18 protein-coding genes are annotated in these 19,226 nt (G+C 61.4%); 13 read left to right on the top strand and 5 right to left on the bottom strand.

All coding sequences use genetic code 11. The features are described from left to right. Positions 1-10: 10 nt before the first annotated feature. A complete protein-coding gene (gene mexE, locus ACEN8E_RS18220; RefSeq protein ID WP_495589304.1) occupies positions 11-1,252 on the bottom strand; it encodes a multidrug efflux RND transporter periplasmic adaptor subunit MexE in 1,242 nt (413 codons plus the stop codon). Positions 1,253-1,404: 152 nt separating this feature from the next. Beyond that, a complete protein-coding gene (locus ACEN8E_RS18225) occupies positions 1,405-1,698 on the bottom strand; it encodes a LysR family transcriptional regulator (protein ID WP_495589305.1) in 294 nt (97 codons plus the stop codon). A gap of 146 nt (positions 1,699-1,844) precedes the next feature. Here ACEN8E_RS18225 and ACEN8E_RS18230 point away from each other — a divergent pair, with 146 nt between their 5' ends. Then, a complete protein-coding gene (locus ACEN8E_RS18230) occupies positions 1,845-2,408 on the top strand; it encodes a TetR/AcrR family transcriptional regulator (protein ID WP_495589306.1) in 564 nt (187 codons plus the stop codon). A gap of 130 nt (positions 2,409-2,538) precedes the next feature. Further along, positions 2,539-3,621, top strand: a complete 1,083-nt coding sequence (locus tag ACEN8E_RS18235; RefSeq protein WP_495589307.1) for a redoxin domain-containing protein — start codon at positions 2,539-2,541, stop codon at positions 3,619-3,621. Positions 3,622-3,767: 146 nt separating this feature from the next. Here the strand turns inward: ACEN8E_RS18235 and katG are convergent, their stop codons facing one another. From katG to ACEN8E_RS18250, 3 genes are all read right to left on the bottom strand, one after another. Continuing rightward, positions 3,768-5,981, bottom strand: a complete 2,214-nt coding sequence (gene katG / locus ACEN8E_RS18240; RefSeq protein ID WP_495589308.1) for a catalase/peroxidase HPI — start codon at positions 5,979-5,981, stop codon at positions 3,768-3,770. Positions 5,982-6,327: 346 nt separating this feature from the next. Next, a complete protein-coding gene (locus tag ACEN8E_RS18245) occupies positions 6,328-6,525 on the bottom strand; it encodes a YbdD/YjiX family protein (RefSeq protein WP_008051268.1) in 198 nt (65 codons plus the stop codon). 14 nt (positions 6,526-6,539) lie between these two features. After that, on the bottom strand, positions 6,540-8,597 hold the full coding sequence (locus ACEN8E_RS18250) for a carbon starvation CstA family protein (RefSeq protein ID WP_495589309.1): 2,058 nt from the start codon (positions 8,595-8,597) through the stop codon (positions 6,540-6,542). A 386-nt stretch (positions 8,598-8,983) separates the two neighbouring features. Between ACEN8E_RS18250 and ACEN8E_RS18255 the strand changes: the two genes are divergently transcribed. The 11 genes from ACEN8E_RS18255 to ACEN8E_RS18305 all read left to right on the top strand — a co-directional run bounded on the left by ACEN8E_RS18255 (position 8,984) and on the right by ACEN8E_RS18305 (position 18,785). Continuing rightward, positions 8,984-10,342, top strand: coding sequence for a cache domain-containing protein (locus ACEN8E_RS18255; RefSeq protein ID WP_495589310.1), 1,359 nt, complete (start codon positions 8,984-8,986; stop codon positions 10,340-10,342). 39 nt (positions 10,343-10,381) lie between these two features. Continuing rightward, entirely contained in the window at positions 10,382-11,014 is a 633-nt protein-coding gene (locus tag ACEN8E_RS18260; RefSeq protein ID WP_057396633.1) for a response regulator, read from the top strand. A 226-nt stretch (positions 11,015-11,240) separates the two neighbouring features. Beyond that, positions 11,241-11,720 (top strand): phage infection protein, encoded by a 480-nt coding sequence (locus ACEN8E_RS18265; RefSeq protein ID WP_495589311.1) that lies wholly within the window; start codon positions 11,241-11,243, stop codon positions 11,718-11,720. A gap of 211 nt (positions 11,721-11,931) precedes the next feature. Beyond that, positions 11,932-12,522 (top strand): amino acid synthesis family protein, encoded by a 591-nt coding sequence (locus ACEN8E_RS18270; protein WP_007978708.1) that lies wholly within the window; start codon positions 11,932-11,934, stop codon positions 12,520-12,522. 44 nt (positions 12,523-12,566) lie between these two features. Next, the gene (locus ACEN8E_RS18275; protein WP_495589312.1) at positions 12,567-13,400 is read left to right on the top strand and encodes an alpha/beta fold hydrolase; all 834 of its coding nucleotides are present in this window, start codon (positions 12,567-12,569) and stop codon (positions 13,398-13,400) included. Further along, positions 13,397-14,878 carry an aldehyde dehydrogenase gene (locus ACEN8E_RS18280; RefSeq protein ID WP_495589313.1) on the top strand — a complete coding sequence of 494 codons (1,482 nt, stop codon included), beginning with the start codon at positions 13,397-13,399 and terminating at the stop codon, positions 14,876-14,878. The genes ACEN8E_RS18275 and ACEN8E_RS18280 overlap by 4 nt, the downstream gene beginning before the upstream one ends. 12 nt (positions 14,879-14,890) lie before the next feature. Further along, on the top strand, positions 14,891-15,376 hold the full coding sequence (locus ACEN8E_RS18285; protein ID WP_495589314.1) for a flavin reductase family protein: 486 nt from the start codon (positions 14,891-14,893) through the stop codon (positions 15,374-15,376). A 141-nt stretch (positions 15,377-15,517) separates the two neighbouring features. Beyond that, positions 15,518-16,969, top strand: coding sequence for an NAD-dependent succinate-semialdehyde dehydrogenase (locus ACEN8E_RS18290; RefSeq protein WP_495589315.1), 1,452 nt, complete (start codon positions 15,518-15,520; stop codon positions 16,967-16,969). Positions 16,970-16,988: 19 nt separating this feature from the next. After that, positions 16,989-17,378, top strand: a complete 390-nt coding sequence (locus ACEN8E_RS18295) for a carboxymuconolactone decarboxylase family protein (RefSeq protein ID WP_495589316.1) — start codon at positions 16,989-16,991, stop codon at positions 17,376-17,378. 89 nt (positions 17,379-17,467) lie between these two features. Further along, positions 17,468-18,220: a GntR family transcriptional regulator gene (locus tag ACEN8E_RS18300; RefSeq protein WP_111288977.1), complete on the top strand. Its 753-nt coding sequence runs from the start codon at positions 17,468-17,470 to the stop codon at positions 18,218-18,220. A gap of 1 nt (position 18,221) precedes the next feature. Beyond that, complete coding sequence (locus ACEN8E_RS18305; RefSeq protein ID WP_495589317.1) at positions 18,222-18,785, top strand: NUDIX hydrolase; 564 nt, start codon at positions 18,222-18,224, stop codon at positions 18,783-18,785. Positions 18,786-19,226 lie beyond the last annotated feature (441 nt).

A 19,226-nucleotide genomic window follows, 5' to 3' on the forward strand; every position in this document is an offset into this window, starting at 1 on the left:
CTGTGTACCTTTATCCGCGTGGCGAAACGGCGGCATCGGCTTTCACCAGCGCCGGTGACGGAGCGACGGGCTGATTGCCCGCCTCGATGGCCTGCCGCTGACGGGCCAGGGTGGCAACGGTCTCTGCATCGGCCATTGGCGCGTCCTGAGGCGCGACCACCGCGCCGGGACGAACCCGTTGCAGACCGTTGATGACGATCCGGTCTTCTTTTTGCAAACCGCTGCGCACAATGCGCAACCCTTCGAGCTTCGGCCCCAGATCGACGCTGCGGTACACAGCCTTGTTGTCCTGGTCGATGACCAGCACGAACTTCTTGCCCAGGTCGGTGCCCACGGCCTCGTCCTTGATCAACAGGCCGGCATAGGCCGCGCTGCCCACCAGCTTCAATCGGGCATACAGCCCCGGGGTGTATTGGCCGTCGGCGTTGTCGAACACCGCGCGGCCACGAATGGTGCCCGTCTTGGGATTGACCTGGTTGTCGACAAAGTTCATCTGCCCCAGGTGGCTGTTGCCTTCTTCGTTCGACAAGCCCATGTACACCGGCGTGGACTGGCTGCGCCGGCCTTCGCGGGAGAGTTGGCCGTACTTGAGGAACAGACGCTCGTCGGCATCGAAATAGGCGTAGACCTTGTCGGTGGAGACCACGCTGGTCAGCGCCGAGGTGTCGGCGGTGACGATGTTGCCGGCGGTGATTTCGGCACGGCTGACCCGGCCGCTGATCGGCGCGGTGACGCGGGTGAAGCTCAGGTTCAGGCGTGCCAGATCGAGTTGTGCCTGCACGGCATCGACGGCGGCCTTGGCCTCCTGGGCGGTGGTGTTGCGCGTGTCGGCCAGTTCCGCCGAGATGGCATTGCTGCTCAGCAGGCGCTGGCCGCGTTGTGCTTCGTTGCCAGTTCGAACCAGCGTGGCGCGAGTTTGCTGCAGCTGCGCTTCAAGGCGATGCACTTCGTGTTCGAACGGCCGTGGGTCGATCTGGAACAGCAAATCCCCTTTCTTTACCGACTCGCCATCCGTGAAGGCGACACGATCGATCTGCCCCGAAACCCGTGGGCGAACCACGACGGTTTCCGGCGCTTCCAGACGGGCAGTGACTTCGTCCCACTCGGTAATGGGTTGCTCAAGCACTTTGGCGACGGTGACAGATGGCGCACCAGGCGCCTTGGCGGCATCGGGTGCGTGACCGCAGGCCGTGATGGCCGCCAGGGTCAGGACAACAAGTGGATAACGCAAAGGTTTGAGTGACTGTTCCATGGGGGGTGTCCGCCTGACGGTTTAGGGGTTGGAGAATTCTCGGCCGCACAGGGGGCAGCGACGAATTGAACGGAGTGAACTTGGCTATCACCATTAATGATGACTATCATGTATAAGCACAAAAAAACGATTGCTTACATCAAGCCTATGAATTAACAGGTTTTTTTATTGGAAACCGTCGGACTGACAACGGAACAAATGGAGTCCAATGCGGGCCCAAGCGTTTGCGCGACCTGCAAGGCTCGGGTGGTCGGTTCCATTTTGTGGCCAATACGTTTAAACAGTGGGTCGTTGAACAGCGTGCGCAGACGACCCAATGCGCCACTGACCGCCGGTTGCCCCAGGCAAAGTCTTTCTGCGGCCCGACTGACGTTGCGCTCCTGAATGAGCACCTCGAAAACCACCAGCAGATTGAGGTCGATACTGCGCAGATCATTACGTTTCATGGGCCAGCACCTTGTGAGGTGTTTTGACTTGAGCCACGGGCTCGGGACCGGCAATGCCATTGCAGCGAATTTATATGACGACCATCATAATTACCAGCCCCCGGCAAACATTTGCCAGGGCGCTCATCGGATGACAGGACCCACTCATGAAAGTGACGAAAGACCAGGCAGCAGCCAACAAGGAAGCGATCCTCGGCGCGGCCTCGAAGATGTACCGGGAAAAAGGCATCGACGGCATTGGCATCGGCGAGCTTTCCCGCTCGGTGGGCCTGACCCATGGCGGCTTTTACGGACAGTTCCCCGGAGGCAAGGAGCAGTTGGCGTCGGAGGCTGTGAGCCGCACGTTCGAAACCAACATCGAAGACTGGCGAGCGGCCAGATCCATCCCCGAACTGCTCAAGGGTTACCTGACCCAAGCCCACCTGAGCAACTGGACCGAAGGCTGCCCGATCCCCGCCCTGGGAGCCGATGTCGCACGTAACGGCGGTGCCGTCAGCCACTCGTTCACCAAAGGCGTGCAGACCCTGATCGAAACCCTGATGCCACTGGTCGACGGCGAAACCGATGAGCAAAAGCACCAGCAAGCCTTGCGCATCCTGTCATCGATCACCGGGGCAATACTGATCGCCAGAGCCCTGGACAACCCTCGACTGTCGGAGCAGTTCCTGCAATCGGTGATCGATGCCTGGTCTGCCGACGCCCAGGCATGACTGGCCTGGATGAGGAGTCGCCACCAGCGCTCCGGGCAGCTTCAACAAGACTGGACTAGCTTTACCTGCAAGTTCGAGTGCCTGGAGTTCTTCCTGTCAGCGATCCACCGCCAACCGGCAAGGAGTTGTGATGCGCGCCACAGCATTTTCAGTCGGTCAACCAGCCCCGTGGTTCCATTGCCGCACTCAACTAAGAGAACGCTTTTGTTTCGACACGATTGCCGGCCGGTATGTCGTGCTCTATTTTTTTGGTTCCGCGGCTGATCCTGTATCGACTAAAATCCTGGAAGATATCCGGGCCCATCGCCAACGGTTCGATGATGATCGAGTCTGCTTCTTTGGTGTTTCCGTAGATCCGGATGATGAAAAGCTCAAGCGGGTGGAAAGTTCGATACCCGGCATGCGCTACATCTGGGATTTCGATCGGTCGGTCAGCAAGCTCTACGGTACGTTGCAAACAGACGGCAGCATCAGGCCAATCACCTATGTGCTGGATCCTGCGCTGCGTGTCCTGGCCGTCGTCCCGATAGAAACACCGGTTGATAACCATGTCCCCTCGTTGATGCGCTTTCTGGACAGATTGCCTGCACCGGCTCCGTCACGCCCCGCCACTCCACACGCACCAGTCCTGGTGGTCCCGCGTATATTCGAGCCCTCGCTGTGTAAGGCACTGATAAGTTATTACGACGAACGTGGCGGAGAGGAATCCGGGTTCATGACAGAACAGTCGGGTAAAACCGTCCAGATCACCGACCATAGCCACAAGCGACGTCGTGACTGCACTATTGAAGATGAGGCTCTATCCAAAGCCTGTGCATTGCGTATCGCCAACCGTCTGCTTCCAGAGTTACATAAAGCGTTCCAGTTCAATGCCACTCGAATGGAGCGCTATCTGGTGGCCTGCTACAACAGCGAGGAAGGCGGGCATTTCCGGCCCCATCGGGATAACACCACGAAGGGTACGGCACATCGCCGTTTTGCCGTTTCGCTGTTTCTCAATGCGGGAGAGTACGAAGGTGGTTTTCTGCATTTCCCGGAGTATGGAAAGGTCCTTTACAGCGCTCCAACGGGCGGGGCTGTGGTGTTTTCGTGTTCACTTTTGCACGAAGCCACTCCGGTAACCCAAGGTCGCCGATATATGTTTCTGCCGTTTCTATACGATGATGCTGCTCGCGCCATTCGAGAAGAGAACCGCTCATTTATTGAAAGCTGACGCGCGCTCGACACGATTGAGCTTTCATTACAGGCGGCCTCATTACGGGCGGCCTTGAGTGCTGGACGCCCTCCGCTGATGTGGAAGCCGGAGGGCAAGCCGAGGCACTTTTTGCCGGTCATGCCAGCGTTATGACAACCTCTCCTCTAGGCGCTGCGAGTCAAGTCGAAGCGATCCAGGTTCATCACCTTGGTCCAGGCGGCGACGAAGTCCTTGACGAACTTCTGCTGCGCATCGGCGCAGGCATAGACTTCGGCCAGCGCACGCAACTGCGCGTTCGAACCGAAGACCAGGTCCACCCGGGTGCCCGTCCACTTCACTGCACCGGTTTTGCGATCACGCCCTTCATACTCTTGCTGGGCATCCGACACGGGCTTCCACTCCACGCCCATATCCAGCAGGTTGGTGAAGAAGTCGTTGGTCAGCGTCTCCGGCCGTTGGGTGAACACGCCATGCCGGGTTTGCCCGACATTGGTGTTCAACACCCGCAGCCCACCCAGCAACACCGTCATTTCCGGGGCGCTGAGCGTCAGCAGTTGTGCCTTGTCGATCAGCAATTTTTCGGCCGGCACACGGTACTGTTGCTTCAGGTAATTGCGGAAGCCGTCGGCAATCGGTTCAAGGTAGCCGAAGGAGTCGACATCGGTCTGTTCCTGGCTGGCGTCCATGCGTCCCGGGCTGAACGGCACCGTCACACTGTGGCCGGCGTTTTTCGCAGCCTGTTCGACACCCGCGCCACCGGCGAGCACGATCAGGTCGGCCAGGGATATTTTCTTGCCGCCGGTTTGCGCGCTATTGAACTCCTTCTGGATGCCTTCGAGTCTGGCCAGCACACTGGCCAGTTGCACCGGCTGGTTGGCTTCCCAGGACTTTTGCGGTGCCAGGCGCAGACGTCCGCCGTTGGCACCGCCGCGCTTGTCGGAGCCACGGAAGCTGGAGGCCGCCGCCCAAGCTGTAGATACCAGCTGCGAGACCGACAGGCCGGACGCCAGCACCTTGCTTTTCAGGCCCGCCACATCGCTGTCATTGACCAGCGGATGATCGACAGCCGGGATCGGGTCTTGCCACAGCAGTTCTTCGTTGGGCATTTCCGGGCCGAAGTAGCGCGACAGCGGGCCCATGTCACGGTGAATCAGCTTGTACCAGGCACGGGCGAAGGCGTCGGCCAACTGGTCCGGATTGGCCAGGAAGCGCCGGGAAATCGGTTCATAGATCGGGTCGAAGCGCAGCGACAGGTCCGTGGTCAGCATGGTCGGATCACGCCGTTTTGACGGATCGTGAGCATCCGGAATGGTGCCGGCGCCAGCGCCGTTTTTCGGCTTCCACTGGTTGGCCCCCGCCGGGCTCTTGGTCAGTTCCCATTCGTAGGCGAACAGGTTCTCCAGGTAGTTGTTGCTCCACCGGGTTGGCGTGGTCGTCCAGGTCACTTCCAGGCCGCTGGAGATGGTGTCGCCACCCTTACCGGTACCGAACGTGCTCTTCCAGCCCAGGCCCTGCAATTCGAGGCCGGCGGCTTCGGGCTCGGGTCCGACATGATCGACGGTACCTGCACCGTGGGTTTTGCCGAAGGCGTGACCGCCCGCGATCAGCGCGACGGTTTCCTCGTCGTTCATTGCCATGCGGGCAAAGGTTTCGCGGATGTCTATCCCGGCGGCAACCGGATCGGAGTTGCCTTCAGGGCCCTCCGGGTTTACGTAAATCAGGCCCATCTGCACGGCTGCCAGGGGGCTTTCCAGAGTGCGCTCTGCGGGATTTTGCCCGGCATCCTTGCCATAACGCACGTCGCCACCCAGCCACTTGCTTTCCGAGCCCCAGTAAACGTCTTCGTCCGGTTCCCAGACATCCGGGCGGCCAGCGGAAAAACCAAAGGTCTTGAAGCCCATGGACTCCAGTGCAACGTTGCCGGCGAGGACGATCAGGTCGGCCCAGGAGATTTTGTTGCCGTACTTTTGCTTGATCGGCCAGAGCAGCCGACGGGCCTTGTCGAGGCTGACGTTGTCCGGCCAGCTGTTGAGCGGTGCAAAGCGTTGCTGGCCGGAGCCGGCGCCGCCCCGGCCGTCACCGGTGCGATAGGTACCTGCGGCGTGCCAGGACATGCGGATAAAGAAAGGCCCATAGTGACCGAAGTCCGCCGGCCACCAGTCCTGGGAATCGGTCATCAGCGCAGTCAGGTCTTTTTTCAGCGCCTGGAAGTCCAGGCTCTTGAAGGCTTTGGCGTAGTTGAAATCGCCCCCCAACGGGTCAGACTTGGGCGAGTGTTGACTCAGGATCTTCAGGTTCAGTTGGTTCGGCCACCAGTCGCGGTTCGTCGTGCCACCGCCAGCGGCGTGATTGAACGGGCATTTCGATTCAGTTGACATGGCATCTCCTCTTGATTTTGTTTTCAGCTAACCACCTTTGAGCGTGGATCCGGATCACCGATTGATGAAATAGCTTTTCGGTATGGGATCCATAGCCTTAAGGCTATGACAGTCCCGTGATCAATCGCTCCAGAACATCCATTAAAGTACCGGACCGGGAAACTGTCGCTTCATCTGGGGAGATAGCTGATAAACAGCGCAAATCAGTATGGAGGTTGGCAGTGCTTCCAAGACCCGGGACAAAAGTGGCGGTGACGACTCGGATCGCCACGCGGCCTGAATCATTCAGGGCGTTCCTGCATGCAATAAAAAACCGGCCATTATTCGGCCGGTTTTTTTGTTTCGATCAACAGCACTTCGGTCCGGCTTTACTGCCGTAACGGGCCTCCTGGCGCTCGCGGAAGAACGCCTCGTAGTCCATCACCGGTTTGTCCGGGTGTTTGCTCTGCATGTGCTCGACGTAGTTGTCGTAGTCGGGCATGCCGACCATCAGGCGCGCGGCCTGACCGAGGTATTTACCGAGGCGACTCAGGTCATTGAACATGCTGCCCTCCTCGCCTATGCATTCGGCACGGCCTGGAATGGTGCTTCTTTATCCGTACGCTCCTTGCTGCCCCAGGCGGCAATACCGACCTTGAGCGCGAAGAACAGGATGCTGAACACCACGAACAGGAACAGCGCGGTCAGCGTTGCGTTGGTGTAGGCGTTGAAGATCACGTGCTGCATCTGGTCGATGCTCTTGGCCGGAGCCAGCACCTGACCATTGGCCAGGGCATCGCTGTACTTCCTGGCCAGGGCGAGGAAGCCGATCGCCGGGTTGGCATCGAACAGCTTGATGAAGCCCGCAGTGGTGGTGCAGATCAGCAACCACACGGCTGGCAGCAAGGTCACCCAGACATAACGCTGGCGCTTCATCTTGATCAGTACCACGGTGCCGAGCATGAGCGCGATCCCGGCCAGCATCTGGTTGGAGATACCGAACAGCGGCCACAGGGTGTTGATGCCGCCCAATGGATCGATCACGCCCTGATACAGCAAATAACCCCACATGGCCACGCAACCGGCGGTGGCGATCAGGTTGGCGGTCCAGGATTCGGTGCGGCGCAGGGCCGGCACGAACGAGCCGAGCAGGTCCTGGAGCATGAAGCGCCCGGCACGGGTACCGGCGTCGACTGCGGTGAGGATGAACAGCGCTTCGAACAGGATCGCGAAGTGGTACCAGAACGCCATGGTGTTCTCGCCCGGCAACACGTGGTGCAGGATCTGCGCGATCCCCACCGCCAGGGTCGGCGCACCGCCGGCACGGGCCAGGATGGTGGTTTCACCGATGTCGTGGGCCACGGCTTGCAACGCGTCCGGGGTAATCGCAAAGCCCCAGCTGCTGACGGTTTGCGCAACGGCAACCGCATCGGCACCCACCACGGCCGCCGGGCTGTTCATGGCGAAGTACACGCCCGGGTCGATCACCGAAGCGGCGACCATGGCCATGATCGCCACGAACGATTCCATCAGCATGCCGCCGTAACCGATGTAGCGGGCATGCCCTTCACTGGCGAGCAGCTTCGGCGTGGTGCCGGAGGCGATCAGCGCATGGAAACCCGAGACCGCGCCACAGGCGATGGTGATGAACAGGAACGGGAACAGACCGCCCTTCCAGACCGGGCCGGTGCCATCGATGAATTGGGTCAAGGCCGGCATTTTCAGCTCGGGCATGGTCACCAGGATACCGATGGCCAAGGCGACGATGGTGCCGATTTTCAGGAAGGTGGACAGGTAGTCACGCGGTGCCAGGATCAGCCATACCGGCAGAACGGCAGCGACGAAACCGTAGCCGATCAGCATCCAGGTGATCTGGATACCGGTGAAGGTAAAGGCCTTGGCCCACACCGGGTCGGCGGCAATCTGCCCGCCGAGCCAGATCGAGCCCAGCAGCAACACCACGCCGATCACCGAGATCTCACCGATGCGACCGGGGCGGATGTAGCGCATGTAGACGCCCATGAACATCGCGATCGGAATGGTCGCCATCACCGTAAACATGCCCCAGGGGCTGTCGGCCAGGGCCTTGACGACGATCAGCGCCAGCACCGCGAGGATGATGATCATGATCAGGAAGCAGCCGAACAGCGCGATGGTGCCGGGGATGCGGCCCATTTCTTCACGGACCATGTCGCCCAGGGAGCGGCCGTTGCGGCGGGTGGACATGAACAGGACCATGAAATCCTGCACAGCACCGGCCAGCACCACGCCGGCGATCAGCCACAGCGTGCCGGGCAGGTAGCCCATCTGCGCCGCCAGCACCGGGCCGACCAGCGGCCCCGCACCGGCGATGGCCGCGAAGTGGTGACCGAAGAGTACGTGCTTGTTGGTCGGTACGTAGTCCAGACCGTCATTGTTGAGCACAGCGGGAGTGGCCCGATTGGGGTCGAGCTGCATCACTTTATTGGCGATGAACAGGCTGTAATAGCGGTAGGCAACGAGGTAGATGGCGACAGCTGCGACTACGATCCACAGGGCATTGATCGCTTCACCGCGGCGCAGGGCCACGACACTCAGCGCAATCGCTCCCAGGACAGCCACGGCAAACCAGGCGAGGTGTTTAGCCAGACGGGGCATAGAGGGTCTCCTGCCGACAGCTCGTGACTGCGGCGGTAATTTTTATAATTGTGTCCGCGATGCGGAGCTGGCCCAATATCTGCGCATGCCGTCCACAAATAAATCCGCGTTACTACGTACGTGGCGTCTACGTAGTTCTACGTAGATGACGCAGATCTCCTGTGGGTTGACCACCGGAACCGGGGCCGTCCCCGATCAAATGTGGGAGCGAGCCTGCTCGCGAAAGCAATCTGTCATTCAACATGGATGTCGCCTGAAAGACCGCCTTCGCGAGCAGGCTCGCTCCCACAGGCTATGCCCCCGCCAGGTCATTCCGTCCTGCAACGCTACAGGCCCGACGTATCTTTGGCATATGATGCCGAGCCTTCGCGCGGGCAGGAGTCAACATGCAGCTCAAACACAAGATCGTCGCCCTCGGGATCCTGCCGCTGGTGCTGGCCATTGCCGTCATCTGTGCGCTGGTGATTTCCCTCAACCGCCAATTGGGCGACCAGCAGGCGCAGCTGATCGAAGACAGCATTCTGGCGAGCAAGCGCGCGGAACTGAAAAACTACGTGGAAATGGCGCAAAGCCTGATCGCGCCGCTGTACGACGACGGCCACGGTGACGCCCATGCCCAGCAACAAGTGCTGGAAGAACTGCGCAAACTCAGCTTCGGCATCAACGGCTATTTCTTCGTCTACGACCGCGAAGGCCGCAGCCTGATGCATGCACGGCAGTCGGAGCTGGTGGGGCAATACCTGTGGGACATGAAAGACCCCCACGGCCTGCCGGTGATTCAGGCGCTGCTCAAAAGCGCGCAGTCGGGCGAAGGCTTTCAACGCTACGCCTGGAACAAACCCTCCTCCGGCCAGGTCACCGACAAGCTCGCCTACGTGGTGATGCTCGACCGCTGGGGCTGGATGCTCGGCACCGGCATCTACCTCGAGGACGTCGAACGCGCCACCCAACAGGCCCGCGCCGAAGTGGCCATGGGCATCCGCAAGACCATGATGGCGATTGCCGTGGTTGCCCTCGTCGCGGTGCTGTTCGTCTTCGCCACGGGCATGACCCTCAACGTCAGCGAGCATCGTCTGGCGGACAAGAAACTGCAGCGCCTGACCCAACGCATCGTCAGCCTGCAGGAAGAAGAACGATCACGGGTGTCCCGCGAGTTGCACGACGGCATCAGCCAGGTGCTGGTCTCGATCAAGTTTCAGTTCGAACTGGCCAGCCATCTGCTGGAAAGCGGACAAGCCCACGACAAGGGCCTGAACACGCTGAAGGACGCCACCGAGCGCCTGGGCGATGCCATCGGTGAAGTCCGCAGCCTCTCTCACGACCTGCGCTCTTCCTTGCTCGACACCCTCGGCCTGCCGGCGGCCATCGGCCAATTGGCCGCGGAATTCGAACAGCGCAGCGGGCTGACCGTGACCTATGACGAAAATGAATTCGACTGCCAACTGGTCGACGGTGCCGCCGTCGCCTTGTTCCGCATCGTCCAGGAAGGCCTGACCAATATCGAACGCCATGCGCAGGCGAAGAACGTGTCCATTACCCTGCGCGGCTGCGAACAATCGGTGCGGCTGACGGTGGTCGATGACGGCATCGGTTTCAACGTTGCCCAGGTCGAACGTCGCCAGGCCGGCATTGGCTTGCGTAACATCCGCGAACGCGTCGAACATTTTGGCGGGCGCTTCGATTTGATCTCGATGCCGGGCAGAAGTGAGCTGGACGTACGGCTGCCAATGAAACCAGACGCATAACGCTGACCCAGCCCAAAACGACAAGAGTGAATAGCTGCGATGAACCTGCCCTCCCCGATCCGCGTCGCCCTGGTCGACGATCACTCCCTGGTCCGCGACGGCATCAAGGCGCTACTGGCCGTGATGTCGCCCCTGGAAATGGTCGGCGAAGCGGAAAACGGCGCCGAGGCCATCGAGATGGTCGGACGTTGCCAGCCCGACCTGCTGCTGGTCGACATCAGCCTGCCGGACATGAACGGCCTGGAACTGACCCGCGTGCTACGCAGCCAGTACCCGTCGCTCAAGGTGCTGGTGCTGAGCATGTACGACAATTACGAATACGTCAGTGAATCGGTGCGCTCCGGCGCCAGCGGCTACGTGCTCAAGAACGCCCCGTCACGGGAAATCATCGCCGCCATCGAAGCCATCAGCAGCGGCGGCACCTTCTACAGCGCCGAAATCGCCCAGCGGCTGATCGCCGACAGGAACACCGACAACGAACTGACCCCGAGGGAAAGCCAGGTGCTGTCGAAGATGGCACAAGGGCTGAACAACAAGGAAATGGCCCGGGAACTGGATATCAGCGTGCGCACGGTGGAAACACACCGCTTGAGCATTCGCCGCAAGCTCAACATCGACAAGCCGGCGGCACTGGTCAAGTACGCCATCGATCACGGCCTTATTTCCCGCTAACACCACGAGCCCTGTGGGAGCGAGCCTGCTCGCGAAGAGGCCGGCACATTCAACACTGATGGCGACTGACACGCCGCCATCGCGAGCAGGCTCGCTCCCACAGTGATCACCAAATCATCCATTGACTGCGTCGATAGTCACCATTGATTCAATGAAGTTCTCTTAAAAAATCCCCGGCGTAACATCTGCTCCATACCAACCCATCAGCACCCCGGAGCACACCATCATGAAACGCCAAACCCTTCTCGGCATCGCTTTCTCGGTTTTCGCAGTTAACGCTTTCGCCGCTACCGCCGCTCAACCTGTTGTCGCTGAAGGCGGCTCGGATCGTCTGATTGAAAGCCGTGTGGCCGAGGGTGGTTCCGATCGCCTGATCGAGAATCGTGTGGCTGAAGGTGGTTCGGATCGCCTGCTGGAAAAACGCGTGGCCGAAGGCGGTTCCGACAAACTGCTGCAGAACCGCGTTGCCGAAGGCGGCTCCGACAAGCTCCTGCAGAACCGCGTTGCCGAAGGTGGTTCCGACAAGCTCCTGCAAAACCGCGTCGCTGAAGGTGGCTCGGACAAGCTGCTGCAGAACCGCGTCGCTGAAGGCGGTTCCGACAAACTGCTGCAAAACCGCGTCGCTGAAGGCGGTTCCGACAAACTGCTGCAAAACCGCGTCGCTGAAGGCGGTTCGGATCACCTGATCGAAAGCCGCGCTGTCTGAATGCAGTGCTTTACCGCAGGACTCGACGAAAAACCCGGCCTCACCCGCCGGGTTTTTTTACGTCTTTCATAAGCCCTTCCCGCCACGCATAGCGTCTCGCCGCACGCTTTTTATCGCCATCCAGCCAGAAACTCCGTTCGGGGGACTTGTGCTTCCGGTATTATGGTATACCATCAGACGCACAGACACCCAAACCTCTACGGAGCAGCTCATGAGTTTCGAAATCCGCAAGATCGTCAGCTATGTCGAAGAAACCTTCATCGAAGGCGGCAAAGCCACCGATAAGCCCGTGACCATGGTCGGTCTGGCCGTGGTGATGAAAAACCCCTGGCTGGGCAACGGTTTTGTCGAAGACCTGAAACCACAGATCCGCGCCAACTGCTCCGACCTCGGTGCACTGATGGTCGAGCGCCTGGTGGGCATCATCGGCGGTGCCGAGAAGATCGAGGCTTACGGCAAGGCGGCCGTGGTCGGCGCCGATGGCGAAATCGAACACGCTTCGGCGGTGATCCACACCCTGCGCTTCGGCAACCATTACCGCGAAGCGGTCAAGGCCAAGAGCTACCTGAGCTTCACCAACAAGCGCGGCGGCCCGGGCACCTCGATCCAGATCCCGATGATGCACAAGGACGACGAAGGCCTGCGCTCGCACTACATCACCCTGGAAATGCAGATCGAAGACGCACCGCGTGCCGACGAAATCGTCGTGGTCCTGGGTTGCGCCGACGGCGGCCGCCTGCACCCGCGCATCGGCAACCGCTACATCGACCTGGAAGAACTGGCCGCCGAAAAAGCCCAGTAACCGGCCAGCAGAACGACAACAAGAAGGCATTGCAGGAGCGCTCCATGATTCGGCTCACCGCTGAACTCACCCCGGCTGGCACCAGTTACCTGGCGACCGGCCAAGGCCAGCCCGTGGTCTTGATCCACGGCGTGGGCCTGAACAAAGAAATGTGGGGCGGCCAGATCGTTGGCCTGGCCACGAAATACCGCGTCATCGCCTACGACATGCTTGGCCATGGCGCCAGTCCGCGACCGGCGAACGGCACGCAGTTGCTCGGCTATGCCGACCAGTTGCTGGAGCTGCTCGACCACCTGCAATTGCCCAAGGCAACGGTGATCGGTTTTTCCATGGGCGGGCTGGTGGCGCGGGCCTTTGCCCTGCACTACCCGCAACGCCTGGAAGGCCTGGTGGTGCTCAACAGTGTGTTCAACCGCAGCGCCGAACAGCGCGCCGGGGTCATCGCCCGCACCAGCCAGGCCGCCGAACACGGGCCGGACGCGAATGCCGAAGCGGCCCTGTCGCGCTGGTTCAGCCGCGAATACCAGGCGGCGAACCCGGCGCAGATCGCCGCGATTCGCCAGACCCTGGCCGGTAACGACCCGCAGGGTTACCTGACCACCTATGAACTGTTCGCCACCCAGGACATGTACCGCGCCGACGACCTGGGCGGCATCAAGGTGCCGACGCTGATCGCCACCGGCGAGCTGGACCCGGGCTCGACCCCGGAAATGGCCAGGCAGCTGGCCGATCGCATACCCGGTGCAACCGTTGCCGTACTCGCCGAGCAACGGCATATGATGCCCGTAGAATCGCCGCGCCTGGTCAACCAGCTGTTGCTGGAGTTTCTGCAGGCCGCGCACTCCAGACAAAACCAGATCAAGGGGATCGTTGCATGACTCTCGCACGCTTCCAGATGTGCATCGGCGGTGAATGGGTCGATGCCCTGTCCGGCAAGACCTTCGAAAGCCTCAACCCGGCGCTGGCCGAGCCTTGGGCCGAATTGCCCGATGCCGGTGAAGCCGATGTCGAGCGCGCCGTGCGGGCTGCGCAGACGGCTTTCGACGGTACGGCCTGGCGCGGTTTGACGGCCACCGCTCGCGGCAAATTGCTGCGCCGCCTGGGCGACCTGATCGCCGAGAACAAAGAACAACTGGCGCAGCTGGAAAGCCGCGACAACGGCAAGCTGATCCGCGAAACCCGTGGCCAGGTCGGCTATCTGCCGGAGTTCTTCCACTACACCGCAGGCCTGGCCGACAAGCTCGAAGGCGGCACCCTGCCGCTGGACAAGCCGGACCTGTTTGCCTACACCGTGCACGAAGCCATGGGCGTGGTGGCCGCGATCATTCCGTGGAACAGCCCGCTGTACCTGACCGCGATCAAGTTGGCCCCGGCGCTTGCCGCGGGCAACACCATCGTGATCAAGCCGTCGGAACACGCCTCGGCGACCATCCTCGAACTGGCACGCCTGGCGCTGCAAGCCGGGATCCCGCCGGGGGTGGTCAACGTGGTCACCGGTTACGGCCCAAGCACCGGTGCCGCCCTCACCCGCCATCCGTTGGTGCGCAAGATCGCCTTCACCGGCGGCGCGGCCACGGCCCGGCATGTGGTGCGCAGCAGCGCGGAGAACTTCGCCAAGCTGTCGCTGGAACTGGGCGGCAAATCGCCGAACATCATCTTCGCCGACGCCGACCTCGACAGCGCGATCAACGGCGCCATCGCCGGGATCTATGCCGCTTCCGGGCAGAGCTGCGTCTCCGGATCGCGCTTGCTGGTGCAGGACGAAATCTACGACGAGTTTGTCGGGCGTCTGGTTGAGCGCGCCCAGCGCATTCGCATTGGCAACCCGCAGGACGACAGCAGCGAAATGGGCCCGATGGCCACCGCGCAGCAATTGGCCGTGGTCGAAGGCCTGGTGGCCGACGCCATTGCCGAAGGTGCGCGCCTGCGCCTGGGCGGCAAGCGTCCGGCCGGTCTGGGCGACGGCTGGTTCTACGAACCGACGCTGTTCGAGTGCGACCGCAATTCGATGAAGATCATGCAGGAAGAAGTCTTTGGTCCGGTGGCTTCGGTCATCCGTTTCAAGGACGAAGCCGAAGCGCTGGCGATTGCCAACGACTCGCAGTTCGGCCTCGCCGCCGGCATCTGGACCCGCGACCTCGGCCGTGCCCATCGCCTGGCCCGGGACGTGCGTTCGGGGATCATCTGGGTCAACACCTACCGGGCGGTCTCGGCCATGGCGCCGATCGGCGGCTTCAAGAACAGTGGCTATGGACGCGAAAGCGGCATCGATTCGGTGCTGGCCTACACCGAGCTGAAAACGGTGTGGATCAACCTGTCCCAGGCACCGATGCCTGATCCCTTCGTGATGCGCTAGGAGTCCTGGAAAATGATCGAACCCGGCATTTACAAAGACGTGATGAGTTCGTTCCCGTCCGGGGTCACGGTGGTCACCACCCTGGACCCGGCCGGCGGCATCGTCGGCATCACCGCCAGCGCCTTCAGTGCGCTGTCGATCGACCCGGCACTGGTGCTGTTCTGCCCCAACTACGGCTCCGACACCTACCCGGTGCTGCGCGACAGCAAGCAGTTCGCGATTCACCTGCTGTCCGCCGACCAGACGGCCGAAGCCTATGCCTTCGCCGGTAAAGGCAAGGACAAGGCCAAAGGCATCGAGTGGCACTTGAGCGAACTGGGCAACCCGATCCTGGCCAAGGCCACGGCGATCATCGAGTGCGAACTGTGGCGCGAATACGACGGCGGCGATCACGCGATCATCGTCGGCGCGGTGAAGAACCTGATCCTGCCCGAGCAACCGGTGACGCCGATGATCTACCACAAAGGCAAGCTGGGGCCACTGCCCGCGCTGGCTTGATGCATTGCTTCCTGTAGGAGCGAGCTTGCTCGCGATGGTCGTCAACGATACCGCTGGCGTCCTGACACCCCGTAGCGTTCTCGGGTTTTTCGCGAGCAAGCTCGCTCCTACAGGTAACCCTCTCTTTTTTCAGGAGCCGGCATGAGCCCAGCAGCCTCGCAATTGTTCCGTCAGCAGGCCTATATCAATGGCCAGTGGCTGGACGCGCCGGATGGCGCCTGTCAGGACATCTTCAACCCGGCGACCGGTGAACTGATCGGCCAGGTGCCGAACCTCGGTGCCGGGCACGCGCGCCTGGCCATCGATGCCGCCAACAACGCCTGGCCGGCCTGGCGCGCGCTGACCGCCAAAGAGCGCAGCAACCTGCTCAAGCGCTGGCACGCGCTGATGCTGGAGAATGCCGACGCCCTGGCTGAAATCCTCACCCTCGAACAAGGCAAGCCACTGGCCGAAGCCAAGGGTGAAATCCTCTACGCCGCGAGCTTCATCGAGTGGTTTGCCGAAGAGGCCAAGCGCATCTACGGCGATACCATTCCCAGTCACAAGGGCGATGCGCGCATCGTGGTCAGCAAGGAGCCGATTGGCGTCGTCGCGGCCATCACGCCGTGGAACTTCCCGGCGGCGATGATCACCCGCAAGGCCGGCCCGGCACTGGCGGCCGGTTGCCCGTGCATCGTCAAGCCGGCTCCGGAAACACCGTTCTCGGCACTGGCCATGGCCGCACTGGCGGAACAGGCTGGCATTCCAGCGGGTATCTTCAACGTGATCACCGGCGACGCCATCGCCATCGGCGGCGAGCTGACCGGCAGCAGCCTGGTGCGCAAACTGTCGTTCACCGGTTCCACCGCCATCGGCAAACTGCTGATGGCGCAGTGCGCACCGACCCTGAAAAAAGTCTCGCTGGAACTGGGCGGCAACGCGCCGTTCATTGTCTTCGACGACGCCGATCTGGAACGTGCCGTCGACGGCGCGCTGCTCGCCAAATTCCGCAATGCCGGGCAGACCTGCGTCTGCGTCAACCGCTTCCTGGTGCAGGCCGGCATCCACGACGCCTTTGTGAAGCGCCTGGCCGAACGGGTCTCGCAGCTCAAGGTCGGCAGCGGCTTTGACGCCGGTGTCACCCAGGGGCCGCTGATCAACGAGCGTGCCGTGGCCAAGGTCGAAGACCACGTGCAAGACGCGCTGGCCCACGGCGCACAACTGCTGTGCGGCGGCGAACGCCATGCGCTGGGCAACGGTTTCTTCCAGCCGACCGTGCTCACAGGCGTCACCACGCAGATGAAAGTCGCCCGCGATGAAACCTTTGGCCCACTGGCCGCCGTGTTCCGTTTCGACTCCGAGGCCCAGGCCGTCGCAATGGCCAACGACACCGAGTTCGGCCTGGCCGCCTACTGCTACACCCGCGACCTGGGTCGCGCCTGGCGCATGAGCGAGGCGCTGGAGTACGGCATGGTCGGGATCAACGAAGGCCTGATTTCCACGGAAGTCGCGCCGTTTGGCGGCATCAAGTCCTCGGGGCTTGGCCGCGAAGGGTCGAAGTACGGCATCGAGGATTACCTGGAACTCAAATACACCTTGATGGGCGGCCTCTGAGCCCACGGGAGCCAATGAAATGAGCAACGAAAAATACGAAAAAGGCCTGAAGATCCGCACCCAGGTTTTAGGCGAAACCTACGTCAAGCGTTCCATCGAGAACGCCGACGACTTCACCCGTCCCTTGCAGGAAATGGTCACCGAGTACTGTTGGGGTCATGTCTGGGGTCGAGAGGGTTTGTCGCTCAAGGAGCGCAGCATGATCAACCTGGCGATGATCTCGGCCCTCAACCGGCCGCACGAACTCAAGCTGCATGTGCGCGGCGCCTTGCGTAACGGCCTGAGTCGTGAGCAAATACGCGAAATATTGCTTCAGGTCGGTATTTATTGCGGTGTCCCCGCTGCCGTAGACAGTTTCCGGCTCGCCCGTGAAGCCTTCGCCGAAGCCGATGCCGAGACCTCCAGTTAACCCTTGGCTGTTTGATCTGACCGAGCACGCAGATTCCCGAAATCGAAGTGCTCCTTTTTGCATGGACAGCCACAATCAGAGCGGACCCCATGAAACGCCTGCCACTCGACGACAGCTTCAAGGTCAATCGCAACCCCGTCACCCTGCGCGAAATCGTGCTGGATAAACTGCGAAGCGCCATCATGAACTTCCAGCTCCTGCCGGGAGACCGTCTGGTCGAACGCGATCTGTGCGATCGCCTGGGCGTCAGCCGCACCTCGGTGCGCGAAGCCTTGCGCCACCTGGAATCCGAAGGCCTGGTGGAATTCGCCGATGCCAAGGGCCCGCGTGTCGCGATCATCACTCTGGCCGATGCCGTGGACATCTACGAGCTGCGCTGCGTGCTCGAAGGGCTGATCGTGCAGTTGTTCACCCTGCGCGCCAAGGCCAAGGACATCAAGGCCCTGGAAAAAGCCCTGGAAGAAAACCGCAAGGCGCTCAAGGATGGCGAACTGCAACAGGTCATCGATTCGGTGCAGGGATTCTACGATGTGTTGCTCGAAGGTTCGGGCAACCATGTCGCGGCCACTCAGTTGCGCCAGTTGCAGGCACGCATCAGCTACCTGCGTGCGACCTCGGTGTCCCAGGAGAACCGTCGCGGCGCCAGCAACCAGGAAATGGAACGCATGGTCGAAGCGATCAAGGGCGGTGATCCGCTGGCCGCCCACCAGGCTTGCGTCGACCACGTGCGTGCGGCGGCGGCCGTGGCCCTGGACTACCTCAAGCGCAAGCAGGAAGAAACCGGCGCCACGCCGCAGATCACCCTGCCCATCGCCTTGAAAGAACCGCGCATAGGTCGCTGAGATGTTCAGCCCGAGCTTTTGCCCAAGGTGCGGCAGCGCTGATCTCGGTCAGCAAGTGCCGCCGGGCGATACGCACGAGCGCCTGATGTGCCGCGGCTGCGGCTACATCCATTACGTCAATCCGAAAATCATTGCCGGCTGCATCATCGAGCAGGACGGCAAATACCTCTTGTGCCAGCGCGCGATTCCCCCGCGCCCCGGCACCTGGACCCTGCCGGCCGGTTTCATGGAAAGCGGCGAGACCACCGAGCAGGCGGCCTTGCGCGAAGTCTGGGAAGAAAGCGGCGTGCGCGCGGAAATCGTCTCGCCCTACTCGATTTTCAGCGTGCCGCAGATCAGCGAGGTGTACATCATCTTCCGCGCCATCGCGCTGGAGATCACCGGGCAGTACGGTCCGGAAACCCTTGACTACAAGTTCTTCGCGCCCGAGGACATTCCTTGGGACAGCATCTACTACCCGGCGATCCGGCAGATTCTTGAGCGTTATATCGAGGAGCGGCAGGCTGGGGTGTATGGCATTTATATGGGCAATGACGACAGCGGGAAGATTCACTTTATTCGCTGATGGTCGCGGCTTTTGATCTGCCACCTGTGGGAGCGAGCCTGCTCGCGATGGCAGTGTGTTGGGCGACGTATCTTTTACCGGTGTACATATCCGTTGCTGCGGTAACGGCCACTTAGGGTTCCGCTTTTACAGCGGGTTACTTGGAAAAGCGGAGCGCCGCCCGGCCCCAAGTAACCAAGGGCTCTTGCCCCTTTCGTTCGGTGCCTCGCCAAGGCTCGGCATGCCCTCGCTCCGGTCCTGCTCCGTGGGCCCGCCGCGCAGAACCTCCACTCGGCCTCTCGAGGGGGCAAGAAAATCAAAATCAAAAGCCAAAGCCAAAGCCAAAGCCAAAGCGAGGCGGCCTGACCACAAATGAATGCGTTCCCCGTGTAGGAGCGAGCTTGCTCGCTAAAAACGCCGGGACACCGCGGGCATTCAGATAGCCCGCGTCATCGTTGACGA

Source organism: Pseudomonas sp. Pseusp9, assembly GCF_059491265.1.

Bases quoted from the DNA above. Each gene is read 5' to 3' on its own strand.
- mexE (WP_495589304.1), bottom strand. From the start codon at position 1,252: ATGGAACAGTCACTCAAACCTTTGCGTTATCCACTTGTTGTCCTGACC.
- ACEN8E_RS18225 (WP_495589305.1), bottom strand. From the start codon at position 1,698: ATGAAACGTAATGATCTGCGCAGTATCGACCTCAATCTGCTGGTGGTT.
- ACEN8E_RS18230 (WP_495589306.1), top strand. From the start codon at position 1,845: ATGAAAGTGACGAAAGACCAGGCAGCAGCCAACAAGGAAGCGATCCTC.
- ACEN8E_RS18235 (WP_495589307.1), top strand. From the start codon at position 2,539: ATGCGCGCCACAGCATTTTCAGTCGGTCAACCAGCCCCGTGGTTCCAT.
- katG (WP_495589308.1), bottom strand. From the start codon at position 5,981: ATGTCAACTGAATCGAAATGCCCGTTCAATCACGCCGCTGGCGGTGGC.
- ACEN8E_RS18245 (WP_008051268.1), bottom strand. From the start codon at position 6,525: ATGTTCAATGACCTGAGTCGCCTCGGTAAATACCTCGGTCAGGCCGCG.
- ACEN8E_RS18250 (WP_495589309.1), bottom strand. From the start codon at position 8,597: ATGCCCCGTCTGGCTAAACACCTCGCCTGGTTTGCCGTGGCTGTCCTG.
- ACEN8E_RS18255 (WP_495589310.1), top strand. From the start codon at position 8,984: ATGCAGCTCAAACACAAGATCGTCGCCCTCGGGATCCTGCCGCTGGTG.
- ACEN8E_RS18260 (WP_057396633.1), top strand. From the start codon at position 10,382: ATGAACCTGCCCTCCCCGATCCGCGTCGCCCTGGTCGACGATCACTCC.
- ACEN8E_RS18265 (WP_495589311.1), top strand. From the start codon at position 11,241: ATGAAACGCCAAACCCTTCTCGGCATCGCTTTCTCGGTTTTCGCAGTT.
- ACEN8E_RS18270 (WP_007978708.1), top strand. From the start codon at position 11,932: ATGAGTTTCGAAATCCGCAAGATCGTCAGCTATGTCGAAGAAACCTTC.
- ACEN8E_RS18275 (WP_495589312.1), top strand. From the start codon at position 12,567: ATGATTCGGCTCACCGCTGAACTCACCCCGGCTGGCACCAGTTACCTG.
- ACEN8E_RS18280 (WP_495589313.1), top strand. From the start codon at position 13,397: ATGACTCTCGCACGCTTCCAGATGTGCATCGGCGGTGAATGGGTCGAT.
- ACEN8E_RS18285 (WP_495589314.1), top strand. From the start codon at position 14,891: ATGATCGAACCCGGCATTTACAAAGACGTGATGAGTTCGTTCCCGTCC.
- ACEN8E_RS18290 (WP_495589315.1), top strand. From the start codon at position 15,518: ATGAGCCCAGCAGCCTCGCAATTGTTCCGTCAGCAGGCCTATATCAAT.
- ACEN8E_RS18295 (WP_495589316.1), top strand. From the start codon at position 16,989: ATGAGCAACGAAAAATACGAAAAAGGCCTGAAGATCCGCACCCAGGTT.
- ACEN8E_RS18300 (WP_111288977.1), top strand. From the start codon at position 17,468: ATGAAACGCCTGCCACTCGACGACAGCTTCAAGGTCAATCGCAACCCC.
- ACEN8E_RS18305 (WP_495589317.1), top strand. From the start codon at position 18,222: ATGTTCAGCCCGAGCTTTTGCCCAAGGTGCGGCAGCGCTGATCTCGGT.